The organism is Macellibacteroides fermentans, assembly GCF_013409575.1.
Taxonomy (GTDB): Bacteria; Bacteroidota; Bacteroidia; order Bacteroidales; family Tannerellaceae; genus Macellibacteroides; species Macellibacteroides fermentans.
On record NZ_JACCCY010000002.1, the window covers coordinates 70,961 to 88,814 of the forward strand.

15 protein-coding genes are annotated in these 17,854 nt (G+C 43.5%); 7 read left to right on the forward strand and 8 right to left on the reverse strand.

Annotated elements, in window-relative coordinates:
* Nucleotides 1–79 precede the first annotated feature (79 nt).
* A complete protein-coding gene (locus tag F5613_RS05395; RefSeq protein ID WP_179399004.1) occupies nucleotides 80–2,326 on the forward strand; it encodes a GDSL-type esterase/lipase family protein in 2,247 nt (748 codons plus the stop codon).
* A gap of 173 nt (nucleotides 2,327–2,499) precedes the next feature.
* Here F5613_RS05395 and F5613_RS05400 read toward each other — a convergent pair whose 3' ends face one another.
* From F5613_RS05400 to F5613_RS05435, 8 genes are all read right to left on the reverse strand, one after another.
* Complete coding sequence (locus F5613_RS05400; RefSeq protein ID WP_179399005.1) at nucleotides 2,500–2,874, reverse strand: copper resistance protein NlpE N-terminal domain-containing protein; 375 nt, start codon at nucleotides 2,872–2,874, stop codon at nucleotides 2,500–2,502.
* A 9-nt stretch (nucleotides 2,875–2,883) separates the two neighbouring features.
* On the reverse strand, nucleotides 2,884–3,900 hold the full coding sequence (locus tag F5613_RS05405) for a DUF1735 domain-containing protein (protein ID WP_179399006.1): 1,017 nt from the start codon (nucleotides 3,898–3,900) through the stop codon (nucleotides 2,884–2,886).
* 18 nt (nucleotides 3,901–3,918) lie between these two features.
* A complete protein-coding gene (locus tag F5613_RS05410) occupies nucleotides 3,919–5,130 on the reverse strand; it encodes a DUF1735 and LamG domain-containing protein (RefSeq protein ID WP_179399007.1) in 1,212 nt (403 codons plus the stop codon).
* A 21-nt stretch (nucleotides 5,131–5,151) separates the two neighbouring features.
* Nucleotides 5,152–6,216 (reverse strand): glycoside hydrolase family 18, encoded by a 1,065-nt coding sequence (locus F5613_RS05415; protein ID WP_179399008.1) that lies wholly within the window; start codon nucleotides 6,214–6,216, stop codon nucleotides 5,152–5,154.
* Nucleotides 6,217–6,240: 24 nt separating this feature from the next.
* On the reverse strand, nucleotides 6,241–7,839 hold the full coding sequence (locus tag F5613_RS05420; protein ID WP_179399009.1) for a RagB/SusD family nutrient uptake outer membrane protein: 1,599 nt from the start codon (nucleotides 7,837–7,839) through the stop codon (nucleotides 6,241–6,243).
* 47 nt (nucleotides 7,840–7,886) lie between these two features.
* Nucleotides 7,887–11,150, reverse strand: a complete 3,264-nt coding sequence (locus tag F5613_RS05425; RefSeq protein WP_179399010.1) for a SusC/RagA family TonB-linked outer membrane protein — start codon at nucleotides 11,148–11,150, stop codon at nucleotides 7,887–7,889.
* Nucleotides 11,151–11,322: 172 nt separating this feature from the next.
* Nucleotides 11,323–12,324, reverse strand: coding sequence for a FecR family protein (locus F5613_RS05430; protein WP_179399011.1), 1,002 nt, complete (start codon nucleotides 12,322–12,324; stop codon nucleotides 11,323–11,325).
* Nucleotides 12,325–12,370: 46 nt separating this feature from the next.
* Nucleotides 12,371–12,913 (reverse strand): RNA polymerase sigma-70 factor, encoded by a 543-nt coding sequence (locus F5613_RS05435; protein ID WP_179399012.1) that lies wholly within the window; start codon nucleotides 12,911–12,913, stop codon nucleotides 12,371–12,373.
* Nucleotides 12,914–13,301: 388 nt separating this feature from the next.
* Between F5613_RS05435 and F5613_RS05440 the strand changes: the two genes are divergently transcribed.
* The 6 genes from F5613_RS05440 to F5613_RS05460 all read left to right on the forward strand — a co-directional run bounded on the left by F5613_RS05440 (nucleotide 13,302) and on the right by F5613_RS05460 (nucleotide 17,838).
* Nucleotides 13,302–14,342 (forward strand): hypothetical protein, encoded by a 1,041-nt coding sequence (locus F5613_RS05440; RefSeq protein ID WP_179399013.1) that lies wholly within the window; start codon nucleotides 13,302–13,304, stop codon nucleotides 14,340–14,342.
* Nucleotides 14,339–14,551: a hypothetical protein gene (locus F5613_RS16435; protein WP_218858884.1), complete on the forward strand. Its 213-nt coding sequence runs from the start codon at nucleotides 14,339–14,341 to the stop codon at nucleotides 14,549–14,551. Before F5613_RS05440 ends, F5613_RS16435 begins: the two co-directional genes overlap by 4 nt.
* A complete protein-coding gene (locus tag F5613_RS05445) occupies nucleotides 14,551–15,648 on the forward strand; it encodes a hypothetical protein (protein ID WP_179399014.1) in 1,098 nt (365 codons plus the stop codon). The genes F5613_RS16435 and F5613_RS05445 overlap by 1 nt, the downstream gene beginning before the upstream one ends.
* A gap of 62 nt (nucleotides 15,649–15,710) precedes the next feature.
* Entirely contained in the window at nucleotides 15,711–16,346 is a 636-nt protein-coding gene (locus F5613_RS05450; protein WP_179399015.1) for a LamG-like jellyroll fold domain-containing protein, read from the forward strand.
* Nucleotides 16,347–16,372: 26 nt separating this feature from the next.
* On the forward strand, nucleotides 16,373–16,663 hold the full coding sequence (locus tag F5613_RS05455) for a hypothetical protein (protein WP_179399016.1): 291 nt from the start codon (nucleotides 16,373–16,375) through the stop codon (nucleotides 16,661–16,663).
* On the forward strand, nucleotides 16,660–17,838 hold the full coding sequence (locus F5613_RS05460) for a hypothetical protein (protein ID WP_179399017.1): 1,179 nt from the start codon (nucleotides 16,660–16,662) through the stop codon (nucleotides 17,836–17,838). Before F5613_RS05455 ends, F5613_RS05460 begins: the two co-directional genes overlap by 4 nt.
* Nucleotides 17,839–17,854 lie beyond the last annotated feature (16 nt).

A 17,854-nucleotide genomic window follows, 5' to 3' on the forward strand; every position in this document is an offset into this window, starting at 1 on the left:
GGGTATCACCGAAATATGCATATTAATTTTGCCTTTTCAAGAAAAAACACGTTCATAATACTATTTTCAACTCAATAACATGAAATCACTTGTTCGGCTATCTGTTGCAATTCTGCTTTTACTTTCTGTAACCAGTTTCTCTCAAGGCATGGGTCCGACGGATCATTCTCCCAATTCGGAACGGGCAAAGTTTGTGCTACTTGATGGACAAGTCGTAACAAAAGGAAACCGCGTTGGAGCCGATGGGAACATTCATCAAGTAAACGCTCCGTTGCTCCACTTGATGCGTACCCAGTCAAAAACGCCCAAAGGTACCGTCCTGTTATTGCCCGGAGGCGGATATGAAGTATTACATGTAACGAATGAAGGCATGAAGACCGCCCGGGAACTGAATTCGGCACACTATGATGTTGCAATCCTCGAATATCGGGTGGCGGCAGGGATGCAATTCCGCGAAATGGCTTTGGTTGATGCGTTGAAGGCTTTCCGATTCCTGAAAAAGGAGCATTCCTCTCTTGGGGTGTGTGGCGATCGGTTGAATATTGTGGGATTTTCATCCGGAGGCCATCTTGCCGCACGAACGGTTCAACGGCTCAATGAAGATGAGCAGCCAAGCGACCTGATCCTGATCTCTCCTTTGTACCTCAAAGAAACAGTGGCAGGAACTGTTTATCCTGCAGTACGGCCGCCCCTAACTCCTTCGGCCCGGCTTGTAACGCTCCTTTCGGGCAATGAAGATAAAGCGCAAATTGCCAGCAGCGAGGAGTACACCAAAACATGGAAAGGGTACGATGGAGAGGCGACTTTGCAAATTCTGACAGACAGCGCGGATGTGTCCGGCCATAAATCAAGTAAAAAAGGGAATCCATCGGATCATCCGGCGAAGCTATCCGGCATACTCGCAAAATTCCTGGAGAATCATACCGGGGTAAAGCCTCTTGAAATCAACCCGGCAACTGTTCCGGTTGCTGGCTATAGCCCGCAAAGGCATGCCGAGAAGCTGGCCCTCGTTGCCAAGGAGAAGTACAACTTGATTCTACTGGGTAATTCCATAACAAATAACTTTGAAAAAACTGAATACCAGGCCGTATGGAATCAATTCTTCGCTCCCAGAAAAGCCTTGAACCTCGGGTTCAGTGGTTACCGAACCGAAAATATCCTTTGGAACATCCGGAACGGTGAGCTGGAAGGTCAGTCTCCCAAAGTTCTTGTCCTGGAGATCGGGACCAACAACGTTGATGAAAAGAACTATCCCACACGCCATACGGCCGGTCAGTTGTCGGGAGGGATCGAAGCGATCGTTAAGCTTCTTCGCGAAAAGCTTCCTGAAACAAAAATCATCCTGCTTAGGTGTTTCCCGGGCTGCTACGGCGGTCCGAATCCCACCTCGCACCGCTTGATCCTCGAACGGGCTTCCGATATCGCATCTAAACTTGCTGATGGAAAGCATGTTTTCTATTGCGATGTGAATCATGTATTCCTTAACCTGGATGGATCTATCAATAACAAAATGATGAGCGACTGGCTGCATCCCACCCCCGCGGGCGCAAAAGCCTGGGCGCAGGCAATGGAGCCTTTGCTGTCCGAATTGATGGGCGACCAATCATTGGACACGGAGATTCCGTCCAATACGGCCCTTGTCCCGGTATCTAAATTGGAAAACGACAGCTACGACTGGTGGGAACGGCATTCGGAAGTGCTTCGGATAAAAGACTCTATCAATCCCGAGGTTGTACTGATCGGCAATTCCATTACCCATTTCTGGGGAGGAGAGCCTCGGCGGAAAAGCCAGAATGGGACGCTCCAAACGCCCAATGGCCCGGAAACATGGAACGCTTTATTTAAAGGCCATCGCGTCCTGAACCTTGGCTTTGGATGGGATCGTACACAAAACGTGCTCTGGCGACTTGACCATGGAGAATTAGACGGACTGCATCCCAAACAGGTCATTATTCACATTGGGACCAACAATACGAGCGAAACGAAAAATGCCCGGATGAATACGGCTCCCGAAATCGTGGAAGGGATCCGTGCCATCTGTTTGCGGGTCCGGTCGAAGGTTCCTGGTGCAAAAATCATACTGATGTCGGTCTTCCCCCGAGAAAAAGATCCGTTTCATCCGCGTAGAGTTTTGATAAATGAGATAAACCAAGCCCTTGATGTATTTGCAAAAGAACAAAATATAACCTTGATAAACATCGGCCCCAAAATGCTGAATGCAGATGGAACAATGCCCAAAGAAATAGCCCCGGACTTCTGCCACCCGTCCGAAAAAGGGTACCAGATCTGGGCAGACGCCCTCCGGCCCTTCATTGAAGAGCCCTGAAATTTAGATCGGGACATCAAGTTGCAAAATCAAGAATGTGAGGAGGCGTTATTTTCCAAATTGATCAATATACCCAAATTGAGTTTTTGTGATGAAAAGTAGTAAAAAATGAAAGCAGTTAGAGTTGGCATCGCTCCACTCTAACCGCTTTCAAATCATGACACTTTATAAAATTAAGGCAACTTTTCTAACGTATAATCTTCTACAAACAAAGAGGTATTCGTTCGATCCCGATGCAAACTCAGGATGGTGGACGGTGATAGCTGCCGATAATAAAGGGAGTCGCGCCCCGTAAAGATAATGATCACCCCGTCAGAATAAGTCCAGTTGCCATGTTCGGTTAACGGTTCAACGTCGTCCATCTCTTGGCTGATAGAACCAATTCTTACCGTTCCGTCTTTCAGGAAAGTAACTTTTGACTTCAATCCATTACACGTAGAGCAATTTACCTCTCCCAAATAAGTTCCAATCACATCGGATTGTTTTCCTGCCTCACGGCAGGAAAACAATAAAACCACAATAATGGAAACAATAAATCTACACATCATCTAATTTGCCTACTGAATTAATGCGACTTCGTTGATGTCGGTTGTATATTTTCCACTGAATTGTTTGATTTTGATCAGACGGATTTTAGTACACTCCACTGGTTTCTTGAATTTGACATAGCAAGCAAGAGACTTGGCGGAAATTTCAAACGCACCATTATTAACCCACTCGCCATTCTCTTCGACCAGTACATCACACCCTTTTAGGGCATAGCCTGAAGTTGTATGTAATAATAAGCCCTTGATTGAGGTCTTTTCTGGTATAATGATATCCAAATAAGAGGCTTCTGTACTGGTATACCATTTATTAACAGTTAGATCTCCATCCTTTAATGACCCCAGTTTGTCCGGACGGATATTCGATTCGAAGGTCAAATTACTATTAAAGAGAGTTCCCTCAATTGGCATATTGCTTGAATCAACATTATCTAACTGGATTTCAACTCTCATTCTGACGAAATAGTTGACGCGAGTTTTGGCTACTTGCAGATTTTGATGAGTTCCTTCGATCTGAAGCTTCAAGGCCATCACATACCCTTTGTTGTTGTTCAACTTATTCAGATTCTTGAAAGTAATTTTGAAAACAGCCTCCGTCTCTCCAGCTTTTACGATGGCTGGTTCAAGTGAATACGTATCTTCGGGAAAGATAGAAATGCCCTCCACTTTCTCAGGAAATTGAGACATAAGATTGTCGTCCTTCACCAAACTAACTGTAACGTTTTCTTTGTAAACGTTAGACAGCTTAACCTTTACCGAATACTCGGTTCCATTGGGAATCGTGGTATTACTTAAATCGTTCTTAGCATTTATTTGCAAGTAAGGAGAATCATAATATCCCAAATAAGCCAGATTCGTAAAAGGATCAATACCTAATTGTTCGCGGATATCTTCTTCAATATACTTCCGATCCATCTGCCAACTTGTGTCTTGCTGTACGACCTCTACTTCGTTTGTATTACAGGCAGAGAATGAATAAAGGAAGCATGCTCCCAAAAGCACTTGAATTAATTGTTGTATTTTTCTCATGATAATTCGTTTTTATGATTATTTGTCCGCTTCAACAATTACTAATTCATCAGCGGGAAACTTCACATTTTCTATAAAAATAATTTTAGTTGGATTAGTTCGCTTCGGAATGTTAGAACCATCAGGCACTTTCAAATCGATGGGATATTTGTACCCGTCAATCTCTTTGGATGCCTCTTTGGTGAAGGGAAGATATGAAATCAAATGAGGGGTATCCGGATTCATCGGCAAGTATAAACAATCGATGATCTCAGCCTCGGTAAGCGCCTTATCCCACAACCGGACTTCACGGATGTAGTCATTGTTATAACTCGTGTTCCCAATGGTAAAGTGTGTATTCTCATTAAAACTTATGGTGCTGTTTTCAAATACTCTTTGAACTTTTCCATTGACGTAAACCGTTGTCTTTTTATCTTTATGAACAAAGCTAATATTCAACCATTTGCCCGCTTGTAACGGAATCTGCGTCCAAGTATCCGCTCCATCGCGTCCATTTTTCACCTGAATACCTTGGGTCGCATCAATACGGGTGTAAAATTCGCCTTTAGCATCATTAAAATAGATGGTTGTCAGGTTACTTCTATTTAACGAAGAATAAATGGCGCTCAGCTGCAAGGTCCATTCCGGCTTATTGTGCATGCCAACAGGCTGCACGCGTACACCGTCTCCGCCTGTCATCTTCCCAACGGAGGTGACGATAGAGCGGTTGAGCAGCAAGATAGCAGAACACTGCGAAGGAATGGTAGTGTACTTAGAGGCCGAAGTGATACTCAACGGAATAGCATATTTCCTGTTTGCAGGAAACTCCTCCGGATTAAGTTTGCCAACTGAAACCCCAACGCGAGTTGAGAAGTCTCCCGAAGGCACCGTAATTGTGGCTGTACCATTGAACTCCTGACCTTCCCCGTTAAACAGCTTGAATGCAGTTTCAGGAAGTGGTTCGTATGCAGTTCCCGCTTCTCTGTTGTACTTTTCCAATGCCTGTTTATCATAACTAAGTTGGATATCTACCGGGACATTGGTAATATTGGCCAGACGTGGAGTTAAGGTGGTAGTTCCCCCCATTGATTCTAAGGTAAAACTAACAACGCCTTTATTTCCGGGGGTTTCTAAGTAAACGCCATTCTCTGAATCGTTGCCAACTCCGTCCGCATAATCACATGAAGCAATGGAGAATACAGTCATCCCGGCAACTGCAATGCAAAGTATATTATATAATGGATATTTCATAATTCATCTTTTTAAATATTATTATCGAACTGATGGATTCATGATAGAAATCGCTTTTCTTACGTTTTGGTACGCATTATTTTCAAATGCGTCTTCGTTGATGTGAAACACGCCGATGCCTCCGATGTTTCCTTGTCTAGAATTTACATAAGGAGCATAAACATCTGAGATTCTCTTGCGTGCACTAGCATTGTTCTGAAAACTTTCGGTCACAATGATTCGGTCTGGTTGTACATCGGGCAGACGACTTTGTGTTCGAGAAATCCAGCCGTCGAAAGTGCCTACCGTGCCATTGTAAGACTGAGCCACAAAATAATCAAAATACTTTGCTGCAGAGGGATCAAGCCAGTCGAGCGAACCGTTCAAATTGAAAATCATCTTCTTATTTTCTTTTACTCCGAGTTCGTCCAATTTCTTTCGCATCTGTTGCATGAAATAGATTTCCTTTTCTTTCCCGCCGTCACGTAAGCAAGAAGTTAGGTCTCCGCAATGGTTGCCCGGTTTGAAAGGTGACTTGTAAGATGGTTCATAGTCATAATCGAAACCATCGTATCCATATTTTGCAATTGTATCCACGATGCTCTGAGCATAATTTTCAATTGCAATTTTGTCATCTACCGGCCACTGGTCGCGGCCCCACTTAATCTGATCGCCAATGTTTTCAATAATCCAACCAATAATCACCTTCGTGCCTTTAGCCTGCACGGAGCGCAATTCTTTGATTTTCTCGTCATTCAGCGAGTGCCAGTTACCCCAGATGGAAACAATGTCCATACTATCCGGAATTAAAGACAGCTTTGGATACTTTCCGGCTCCAGAGGGATCCCAGGCGTTAAACCAGCCGAACATAATCGGGTGCTTGGTTGCTTTGTAGGCACGTAGATTCTCAAGATACTTCTGATATGCAGCCTCATTCTCTTCATGTCTTTTATCTTCTTCGGCCCATTTGATCGAATCTCTTTTTGAATAGAGCTCTTTAAGGGCTGTAGGTTCAATATCCTCTCGCGAAGGCATATTCCAATCATCGCAAGAAACAATACACAACAGGATAATTGAGGTAATAAAGGTGAAAATACTATTTCTCATATTCATATTATTCATATTAGCTGGTTACTTATTCTTTTTGTCCCACCATAGATTTACGGAAGCCTTGTCGAGTCCGCCAAGGTCTTTGTTTATGGCATTCTGCAGATTTTCTTTATTCTGCTCGTATTCCTTGAGTGGATAAGTCATTCGGCGTACTCCCCCCTGATCGAATCCGTTACCGATTAATGCCCCTGCATTAGTACGGTTTTCTACAATCACAATTTGTTTGGGGTAGCCTGTACGTCTCCATTCGGTCCACGCCTCGTGTCCATTCGGGAAAATAGCTAAATATTTCTGCGTAATGATGCGTTCCAATTTTTGCTCTTCATTGGCTGCATTATCCCATTTGATGGTAATGGAACTTGGGGCAGTGGCACTGAGAGAGCCATTAAATCCATCCGTGAAATTGGCGGGCTTATTAGCGATGTTATTGAGATAGGTCTCTGCATTTGAAACGCCATTTTCCTTGAAAGACATTCGAATGCCTTCATTGTAAAATGTCTCGGCCGTTCCGCCCATCTCAAATCCAGCTAACGCACCTTCCGCTTTCAAAAAACAGACCTCTGATGCTTTCATCCAATACAACGGATCTTCATCTTTCACCTTCGGTTTAGAGCAAGTTTCATACCGGCTTCCCGAAGAGGCAATTCCGGAACGGATGGCCTTAAACTCTTCTCCTTTCTCAAAATAGACTTCTGCTCGAGGATCGTTATATCCAACCAAATAAGAATAAATGGTAGCCCCCATACGGGTGTCGTTATACTCCTCTTTGATCATTTTCAACGGATTTCTCATTTGCAGACCTACGCCTTTACCCATCTTGGCTGCCTGGGCATCACTCTCTATTAGGCCCTTCTCGTGTTTAACGGCCTTTTCGGCATATGCTTTTGCCAAGGCCGAATCGGCATACCGCACACGGATGGAAAGCCTCAGCATAAGTGAATTGGCAAACCGAATCCATTTGTTTACATCCCCTTCATAAACAATATCAAAATTGGGAAGCAGCCTGTTGCTGATGTTGGAGTAAGCTGTCAACACAGTGATGGCCTCATCCAGTTCCTTCAAGAAAGAACGATAGACCGCTTCCTGCGAATCGTAAGCTACTTTAAAAGAGCCCTTACCTACTTGAGAATAAGGAATCGGACCGAACATATCCGTGGTACGGTGCAGAGCCGCAATCTTGATTATTTGAGCCAGAGCGAAGATTTCGTCGTTCTTCACACCTTCATCTTGCGACATACGCTTGATCTGCATCCAGGGTGTGTACACATCAGTCACCATGAACCCATATACGTAGTTTACCCAGTTTTCGTACATAAAATAAGTGGTGAAGTTATTGCCTCCGTTGAACTTATTGTCCCGAGGTGACATATAGCCAGCCCAAGCATCGCCCGCCAAATTTACACCAATCTGATAACGGTTTATTTGCTCTGTTCCTTCCGTAAGGCTGCCAATAGGAATTACACTCTTCTGCATACTGGGCAGATAAGAACCATATATTACCCCATCCCTCTTCTGATCTTCTTTTGTGGGAAGTAGAGGGTCTCGGTTGATGTCTTCGTCGATGCAAGAGCTAAACAGCGATACGCAAAGCGCACCTACCAGAAATAGCTGGTTTCCCATTTTTCCTAATATATTATTATACATAGCGTCTCTTTCTAATTTGAAGTTTATAATTCAATCTTAATACTAAATCCGATGTTCCGCAAACTGGGTGTCATAAACGTATCACCTCGGCTGTAAGTACCCGTTGAAGAGGTCATTTCGGGATCGAATGGCGCCTTGTTGTATATCATCAAGAGGTTTCTGCCGATAGCCGAAACGCTCAGCTTGTTGATGTAGTTCCTAAACCATTTTTTAGGGAATGAATAGGTCAGATTGGCTTCCTGCAAACGGATATTGGTTGCGCTGTAGGTATAGTATGCCATAAGTTGTTCACCTCCGATGGTAGAATAGTACTTATGGGCGTCGTACAGATTCCCGTCTATCATAACACCTCCATTCTGACGGGCATCGTAGGTGTCTTTTGATACGCCATAGTCATCTAGAAAAGCTTGTGTAGTAGAAGTAACGATCCCTCCAAAACGTCCGTTAAAAACAACATCCAAAGAGAAGTTGTTCCAATTGATATTGTGTCTCCAACCCATTGAGAAGTCGGGATTAACCGAACCAACCTTGATACGCTGTGAACGGTCCACCTGATAGCCAGACCCTTCTTCTATCAACTTTCCATCTCTCCCGCGCGCCAAGATGCCTTTTACGTATACGTCGCCGATGGCGTCGCCTTCGCGCAAGTAAGCGCCCTTATCCTGCAAGGTGAGTTCGGTGATACTGAATAGTTCGCCATCAAAAGGATTTTGGTAATCATGAACCATCCTGATAATTTTATTCCGATTGGCTGTATACGTCAGACTGGATGAATAGCCGATAGGGCCTAATTTTTCGTTGTAAGATAAAGACAATTCAACACCCTTGTTGCGAACTTTACCGGCTTGTACGTAGAAGCCCGAGTACCCCGAAGCTGGCGACATTTCTGAAAGGAATGTCTGGTTGTACGTATCGGTAAGGTATAGGGTTGCATCCAGGTTAACCTTGTTGAAGAAGCGGATCTGCGTTCCCAACTCATACGATTTTGTCTGTTCCGCCTTGAAGTTAGGAAAAGGATAGATGGAAATCGGATTGATGGTTCCTCCCTTCATGGGGTCGGTAATGGTGCCAGGTGTAAGGCCGGTGTAATTGATTGGAGCTCCAACCTTGGCATAAGATGTGCGCAGCTTCCAGAATGAGATAAATTCAGGAAGGGTAACCATCTCCGAAATGATGCCCGAGAGACCGGCGGATGGATAAAAATAGGTAGGCTGATCCGAGTTGACCAACTGAGAGGCCCACTCTTGACGGCCCGTAAGAGTCAAATAAAGCATGTTCTTGTACCCAAACTCCGCACTGCCAAAAATGGCATCGTTGCGAGTGTGTCTGTGCTGCTGCGAACCTGGTCCTGAAGAGGGATCAAAGTTGTTGGCAGAAAACAAGTTGGGTACAGTAAATAACTTACCCCCAATCCCCAAACCTGTGGTCAGGTGGTCTTCGTAGCTGAAACCGACATTACCGGTTAAATGCAAAGAACCGAAATTCTTATTCACATTCACCATTACATCAGCATACGTTTGCTGATATTCTTCCGCGTTTCTGCTGTAAAAACCCTTGGGAGACTGAGCGAACAAAAGCAAAGTGGAGGCGTAAAACTTTTTCTGAGTGGTGGTGTTGGTGTTGTCCACACGGATACGGGCAGCCACATTCAACCAATTAAACACATCATACTTGGCGTTCGCATAGAACATATAACGCTTCTTATTTGAGGGAAACATTTCTCGATTAACGATCCAATATGGGTTCTCTAAACTTAAACCCTGATCACCATAAGGCCACTCTTGTACGGCGAATTTACGCGTAGCATCGTAACGTTCAAAAATCTTGACAGCCTCGAAATCTTCTCCACGCGGAAACAAATACAACGGGACCAATGGATTAAAATAACGTCCGGCCGAAAGCATATTCTGGTCTCCTTGAAGGATATAACTTGCACCTAAATCTAAATTCAACTTATTGTTCAACATGGATGCCGTGTTACGAACCGTGAAGTTATAACGATAATATTCGTTGTTTGGAATCACACCTTCTGAGTTGGTAGTAGCCACGGACACGAAAGTCTGGTTGTTTTTGTTCCCAACCGACAGGTTGGCCGCATTCATTATATTGGCACCTGTTTGGAAAAAATCCCGAGGGTTGAATTTGGCAGACTGCTCCATGAGTTCGCCCCAGCTCTTGAATGAACCCTTCACATTGCCATACTGATTCTGAAATTGGGGTAAAAGAGAGGGGGTCATAAACTCTGTGTTGTTGGTTATAGTCACCTTCAACTTACCCTCTTCACCTTTTTTCGTATTGATCAGGATGACTCCGTTGGCTGCAGACGAACCGTAAAGAGCTGCGGCTGCAGGACCAGTTAAAACCGATATGCTCTCGATATCTTCCGGGTTGAAGTCGGAGATGCCTTCCCCTCCAGCTGGCGAACTATAGTCGCTGCCGATTTCTCCTTTCGATGAGTTGCCAATTGGCATACCATCAACCACATAAAGCACATTGTTGTTCCCAACAATGGATTTCGCTCCACGCATGATCACACGAGTGGCTCCTCCGATACCGGATGAACTGCGGTTAATCGTAACACCAGCCACTTTTCCTGTAAGTCCGTTCACAAAGTTGGGATCTTTCACGGCATTAACAGCGTCGGACTTCACTTGTTGAACGTTATAACTCAAGGCCTTTTCAGAACGCTTAATACCCAGGGCCGTTACCACGACCTCATCCAACGCTTTTGCGTCTTCCTGTAACACAACGTGTATGGTCGCCCCATCTCCCACTGTAACGAACTTTGAAGCGAATCCAATATAAGAGAAATCAATAACCTCTCCTTTTGCAGCCTGCAAAGAAAATTCTCCGTCTATATTCGTTATCGTTCCAGAAGAAGATCCTTTTATAGAGACATTTACACCTATTAGAGGTTCTCCCTTCTCGTCCTTTACCATTCCTGTTATTTTTTTCTTTTCCGCTACGGGCTTGACCTGCGGAACAATCATGATATACTTATCTTTGATTTTGTAAGAAAATCCAGTACGAGCAAGGATGGTAGTCAAGGCTTTCTCTAAAAAGACCTTATTTAAATTCAAGTCAATTTGTTCTGTTTTCTCTAGTTTAGATTCGTTGAAAGCAACCATATAGCCAGATTGTTTTTCAACTTCCTGTAAAGCCTCTTGCAGTGTGATGTTTTTTTTATTGATAGTAATCTTCACTCCACTTTGGGCAAAAGCAACTGTTTGCAATAAAAAACAGCTAAAAATTATAAAAGAAATTGATTTTAATCGGTAAAAATTCATAGATTTGAACGATTTTTAGTGTTAGATCATAATTTTATTCTCAAAAGTAAAGCATCAACTTTAATGCTAAAAAGCTAGATTTCATATCCGGGATGAGGTGGCACCCTTGTTCCGGATACTTTTTGGCATAAGCATCTATATTTTAAGGTTAAACAAATTCTATTTTGAGCGACTATTTTCGTTGCTTTTGAAGTCCTTTGATATAGCAAATATCACCATCCAAACGATAACTGAAAGTTCCCACAACTTCTTGCATGATTGTCATTATATCATTTATGCTTGATTTTTCATGGAAACGAAAATTATACTTATCGTCATTGAACAAATTGGCGTTATACTGAAAAGTAACCGCATATCTGTGTTCCAAAGTAGCCAAAACGTCCTTGATCGTCACACCCTTGAACACAAAAAGACCTCTTTGCCAAGCCGTTACATCCTCAATATCAGCCTTAAGCAGTTGGACCGCAGATGTATTTCGCTGATAAACAACCTGTTGCCCCGGATTCAATATAAAATTTTTCGAACCGCCCCCAAAATCAACTTTTACCTTCCCATGAATGAGTGTCGTAGTCATTTCTCCATTTCCGGGATAGGCGTCTACATTAAATTCCGTACCTAATGCAGTTATAGACATATGGTCCGATTTTACAATAAAAGGTTGATCTGGATTTTTCTTTACCTTGAAGTTGGCTTCTCCCACCAGATATACGGTACGGGTGGCTCCGTTAAATACTTCTGGGTAAAAGAGCAATGTCTCAGAATTTGTCTGCACTTCACTCCCATCCGGAAGTTTAATCACAGCCATATCACCAGCAGATGTGAAGTGTTGCACCATAGCAACCTCCGACGAAGCGTGATGAGAGATGAAAAAGAAGGTTGCAGAAATAGAAACAGCCAGGATTACTAATGCAGCAACTGAATACTTCCAAACAGATGACAGGAACAGTATTCCCCCTCGTTTGCTTTTACCGATCTTGTTATAGACCTTGTCAAGTGAGATCAATGTACTCATATCAACATTTCCATCCGTCTCTTTCCACAAGCTCTTCAATGCCGCTTCCTTTTCTTCTGCATGCTTTTCATCAACCAACCATCGATACACTTCTTTGGTTAGGTCTTCACTTGGGCTCGAAGCCACAAATGCACTTATTATTCTTTGAATGTAATTCTTCATCTTAAATTGCTCTATATAATAGATACAACTTGCTAAAAGGAACTACTCAATCGAAATAGAAAAAAAATGCGATTAAAATGATTTTTTTTAATTCTTGAAGCACCAGATAAATGTGGCGTTCCACAGTACGAATGGAAAGTTTAAGATTATCAGCTATTTCTTGATTACTCAGACCCATCTGCCGACTCATTATAAATACCTTTCTCCTCTGCGGGGGCATATTGTCTAAAGACAATTTAATTAAAAGTTGAAGTTCTTTAGCGTATAGTTTATCATGGATATCAAATTCAGATAGGGAAGAAAAATCTTCTTGAACAAAGCTTTCCTGATAATTAAGCTCTATGGTTTTTCGTTTTAAGAAATTATACATTTGGTTACGCGCCATCGTGTAGATATAACTATCCCACGTTTCTTTATCATTCCATATCTCCGGATTATCCCACAATTTAACAAATATATCTTGGGCTAGATCTTCAGAATCCTCCTCAGACTTCAAAATTTTCCATGCGAAAGCCTTTACCTTCGGATAAGTGGAGATAAAAAACAGCTCAAATTTTCGTCTTGTTTCCTGTTCATTTAAGTTTACCATATATATTCAATCCTTTAAAAATTGTGGTATTTGTATCATTTATGATTTATTAAGTAATACGATAGCAGTGGATCAACTAATTCTGAGGGTGCAAAAGTATAAATTAAAACAACATCCTAAATGATAATTCGAATTATTGTTACCAACCAACAATTCTACAAAAATGCATTTACCTTAGCTGCGCTTGAGTTTCCATGAGATAGAAACAAGATAAAAGGCAGATGAAAATAGGATATCCTATTCTCATCTGCCTTTTTTATAAGATTGTTGGTAAGCATCTTAGATCTCACCAAAACATACCAGATCGGTTTTGAAACAAGACCGGATTATTGGGCCGGCTTGGGGGATTTGCGGTCGAAGAAGGGGTTCTTGGACGACGCACTGAGGTATGACGTTCCCGGCTCTCATTAACGGTACTGATACAAATTTAAATATAACTCCTCAGTCTCTGCCGGAGTTGGCTACATTCTTGTCAGCAAGTTCTTTGACTGGGACGAATTATTTGACGGCATTTACAAACGAGGTTTGGTCGTCTTCGGGCGGTCCTCAATACGGCGAAAAAACAAAGATAAGCCCTTCGTATCAAACTATCCCTGCTGGGGTTAATTCTCTCAAGTGGAATTCAATTGCTATGACGGCTACATTTACTGTGCCATCTGGTGGGTCTGGGGATCCGGACAGAAAGGGCGGTTTGTGGATTTCGCTTTATGCTCACTTTTACAACGGCTCCACTTATCTAGGTCGGCAGTTTATGGGTACGGTTGGCGGTATGGGTACAACTCGAACTTACAACCTTAGCGGATCAATATCAGCAGGGCAATGCTCTGTGCCAACCAATGCAAATCGGGTGTACCTCTATGCGCAATTTGCTTGCGATGTGAGGTATACAACTCAAATAGCTCCGGATTGCACGCTTAATTTTACAGCACTGCCCTCGTTGGCTTACTTTGCCAGCTCTACAGGGGTTTATAAGACTCAGGTCGCTCCCGATGGAGTTGCAGTAGCCCGTGATGCAAGCAATTACATCCACATTAAAGCTGGGAATAATAAGATGCTTTTGTCATTTATGGGCGATATAGACTCAAACAGTATTGCTCAGAAGCTTTTAACGATGAGTATAGCTGCCAGCGGACTGATCGTTAATAGCGGGGGTTACATGCGGATAGCGGGATTAGCCACAGGATTGTATGTTACAAAAGTGAGTACCGGCGTCTGGAAGATCACGCATAATATTTACTCCAATTGGGGGTTGGGGCCATCCTCCTATACTGTACATCCTACGGTGGCAAATGCTGGATATAACATCCCTGCGTACATCTATCAGTCGGCTTCCGATACTGTGAGCTACAATTGGACGGAGATTCGTGCCATGAATCATCAGGGGGTATTAGTAGATACAGAATTTTATTTAACAATTATGAGGATATGAGAAAGCAGATAGGAAAATACGTGTACTGTCTTAAGGAGGATGGCAACATTGATGTGCTGTTTAACGAGGGAAGTGATGAACATTTGATTATGGTGTTTATCAAGAGAGGGGCGCAAATTTACAGTCAAGGGGAAGTGACAAACCCCGACTATATTGAGATACAAACTAATGCAATATTAATATTCACCGGTCAAATAACGATGGAATAATGGCAGTAAAAGACTATACGGTAATAATACAATCGGCAGACGGGGTTATCTCCGAAACAGTTCTTAAGTCGATATCTCCTTCAAGGCTGGGTCAGATTCTTAAAGATCTTGCCGAAAAAGGTCAGGCGGTTGAATTGACTAAGGTTGATAAGATAGAAGGCAGCTCGCTTATGACACAGGCTCAAAAGGATAAGCTTGAGGGCCTTGTTAACTACGTCCATCCGGCGAGTCATCCGGCTACGATGATTAGCCAGGATTCAAACAATCGTTTTGTGTCTGATGCTGAAAAGGCAACTTACTTGGATAAGTATACAAAGAATGAAGTCGACAACAAGCTGTCGACCCTTGTAACGGGGTTAGACTGGAAGGAAGCTGTAAATACATTTGCGGATCTTGCAACCACCTATCCTAATCCGGATGATGGATGGAGTGTGTATGTTAAATCGGAAGATATAACGTACACCTTTAACGGCACTGCGTGGGTTACATCATCGCAGGGCGATATCCCATTGGCTACGACCACGACAGCCGGTAAAATGTCGGCCGCTGATAAAACGAAGCTTGACGGTATAGCTGCCGGCGCTACAGTTAACGATACGGACGGCAATTTGAAAAACCGCGCAAACCATACCGGAACACAGTTGGCTGAAACGATATCGGATTTCGCAGCAGCATCAAGGGGTGTTGTGTTGGCTGGTTTGTCTTTGCTTTCGTCGGCAGCAATTACAGCTTCAGATACGATCTTGTCAGCCCTGGGTAAGCTGCAAAAGCAAATAACCGACTTATCAGCTGTCGTAAATAGAGATAAGGGCGTCAGTAACGTGTCTACACTGGTTTCTATGCCTACGGCCAAACGTTTGGTTTATGCGACCGTAACAGCGGCGACAACATTGTCCTTGTCAGCCGATTTAGAAGTCGGAGACGAGCTTCATGTCGTCGTATACAACAACTCAGCTTCGGCTATCACTCAATCTCTTCCGAATTCGGGAAGCTTTATGTCCTTGTCTGGCGCTGCGATCAGCATCCCGGCATCGGGACGTGTAGAGATAAATGTCTTATGTGTTGCAGCAACAACCTACCTAATACGAGCACTGTAATGTTAAGGCGTAGGACAATATTAAAAGCGGCTGAGACTCCAACGGGAGATTTAAACACAAAGTTGTTATTGCATTTTGATGGGTCTGTTGTAGACGCGTCTCCCTATTCGGTGCCCGTTTTGGCAGAAGCTGGAACATCCTTCGCTGCAGGAAAATTCGGGCAGGGGTTTATTGGTAAAAACATTTCCTCGGCCGCGGATCCGTCTCCGATAACTACTCCTGATGGGTATATAAGTGACATTATAAAAGGAGACTTTACGTTTGAATGTTGGTTTGAGGAGTCAACAATAAGTAACACCGCAGGAGCAAGTCTTATCACGACTGCTATTAATTCGGATGGAAGTAAGTTTGCTTTTGGAATCGGGGTTTCACCTAAATACAACATACCTCCTATGAGTCGTGCGATAACTGTTACGGAAGGTTTCTCTGGGAGTTATTCTCCTATTGCTGGATCTGTTATTGATGCCTCTTATTTATCTGGGTGGTGCCATCTTGCCCTAACAAGACAGGGGTCTGTTTTGAGACTGTTTCTTAACGGTACTCTTGTAGGGGTTAATAATTCCTATACGTACGATGGAACAGGGAATGATGGCGTGAGGACGTATATCGGTATAGATACCACTTTGATAGACGAATTACGAATCTCAAATATAGCACGTTGGACGGCTAATTTTACACCACCGGCGGCACCTTATTAATATTAATCATTTAAATAAATAATAAAATGGCAACACTTACAACATTAACATTTGCCGCCGACGGAGTTGGCCGCTTTGTTTCATCCGCAGTTCAATTAAACAACCGTGTAGCATCCGTAGCAGTTGCTTTGTCAGCCGCCGGATCTATCTCTATTGAACGCAGCTTAGATAGTGTAAACTTTAGCACCGTGTCCGAATTTTCAAAATCACTTTCGGCTGCAGGTCGTTTAGAATTTGGTTTGTCAGATGCTCCGCAGGGTCAGTTTATTCGGATAGTTACAACCGTATTGCCAACTTCAATCAAGGTGCTGTCATGAAACTAAGTAATTTCAGTTTGTCAGCATTTTCGTTGTCTAGCCGGATATCTACCCCCGGACTAGATAACGATACCCTGCACGGATTCGAATACACGCCCGGGCAAAATGATGACCGGGTAGACTTCATCGGAAACATGGCCTACAACGTCCAAAAGCCTATACAGTCCGCTATGCGCCCGTTTGAGGAGATTATCACCACTAAGCAGCGTTTTTATCAGCACGATAATGTAGCTTTTAGAATTGACGGTTCTGCCTCTCATTTGTTTGATCCGGCTTATCTTCAAAAGGTGAGTATTCCGGAGTTTTGGTATGGAGCGCGTTTTGACTCAGTACGTAACAAAGTGCAAGTGTGGTTTAGTCTTGTGCCTGTGCCCGGGTTTATGCATATTGCTCAACAAGCGGTGTGTCGTTATCCTGGTTATATTGATGGTACTGGCAAGGCTTGTTCTCATTCTGGTTATAAATACCCGAATAATAAGAATCTGATTGAATTTACTACAGCGTGTCAATTAACGAGCGAGGACTTGTTTGTCCTGCCTTACTACACCTACAACGCTCTGTCGTTATTGCTGTTGCATGATATCGGAAGGCGTAACGCTCAAGCGGTTTGGTCAGGCTTGCGGTCAGGATCTACCTATTCAAACATCACTTCTGGGAAAACAGACGTGCTGACGGCGCCTTCTGGCGAGGCTCCGGCGGATGCTGAAACGGCATCAAACAAGCCGTTCCGATGGCGATTTATAGAAAATATCTATGGTGATTGCTGGAAGATCTTGTCAGGTGTGTATTGCAATCAAGTAGGTGCGGATCGTCGTGTTATGGTGTGTCCGGATCCGTATAAAGCGAATACGAGTAGCGTTATATCGGCTGATTATGTTCAAGCTTGCATCATCGCTGCTGGCGAAGGATGGCTAAAGGATACTAATTTGCCGTGGATTAATGCGAAGGCTTACGGAGCTAGTTCGACTACAGGATACTCCGATTATACATACAACAATACAGCGGATAAGACTATCCTGCTTGCTGGTGGGACCTCGGGCAGCGGTGCGAATGACGGTCCTTTCTACTTGTATTCGTACGCCTCTGCTTCGTTCCGGTCCATCAACATTGGCGCGCTCTTTGCCTCGATTGACCGATTGCCCGCGGCGACGCAAGTCGTCGTTCCGGCTGTATAATATATAAGGGTGTGGC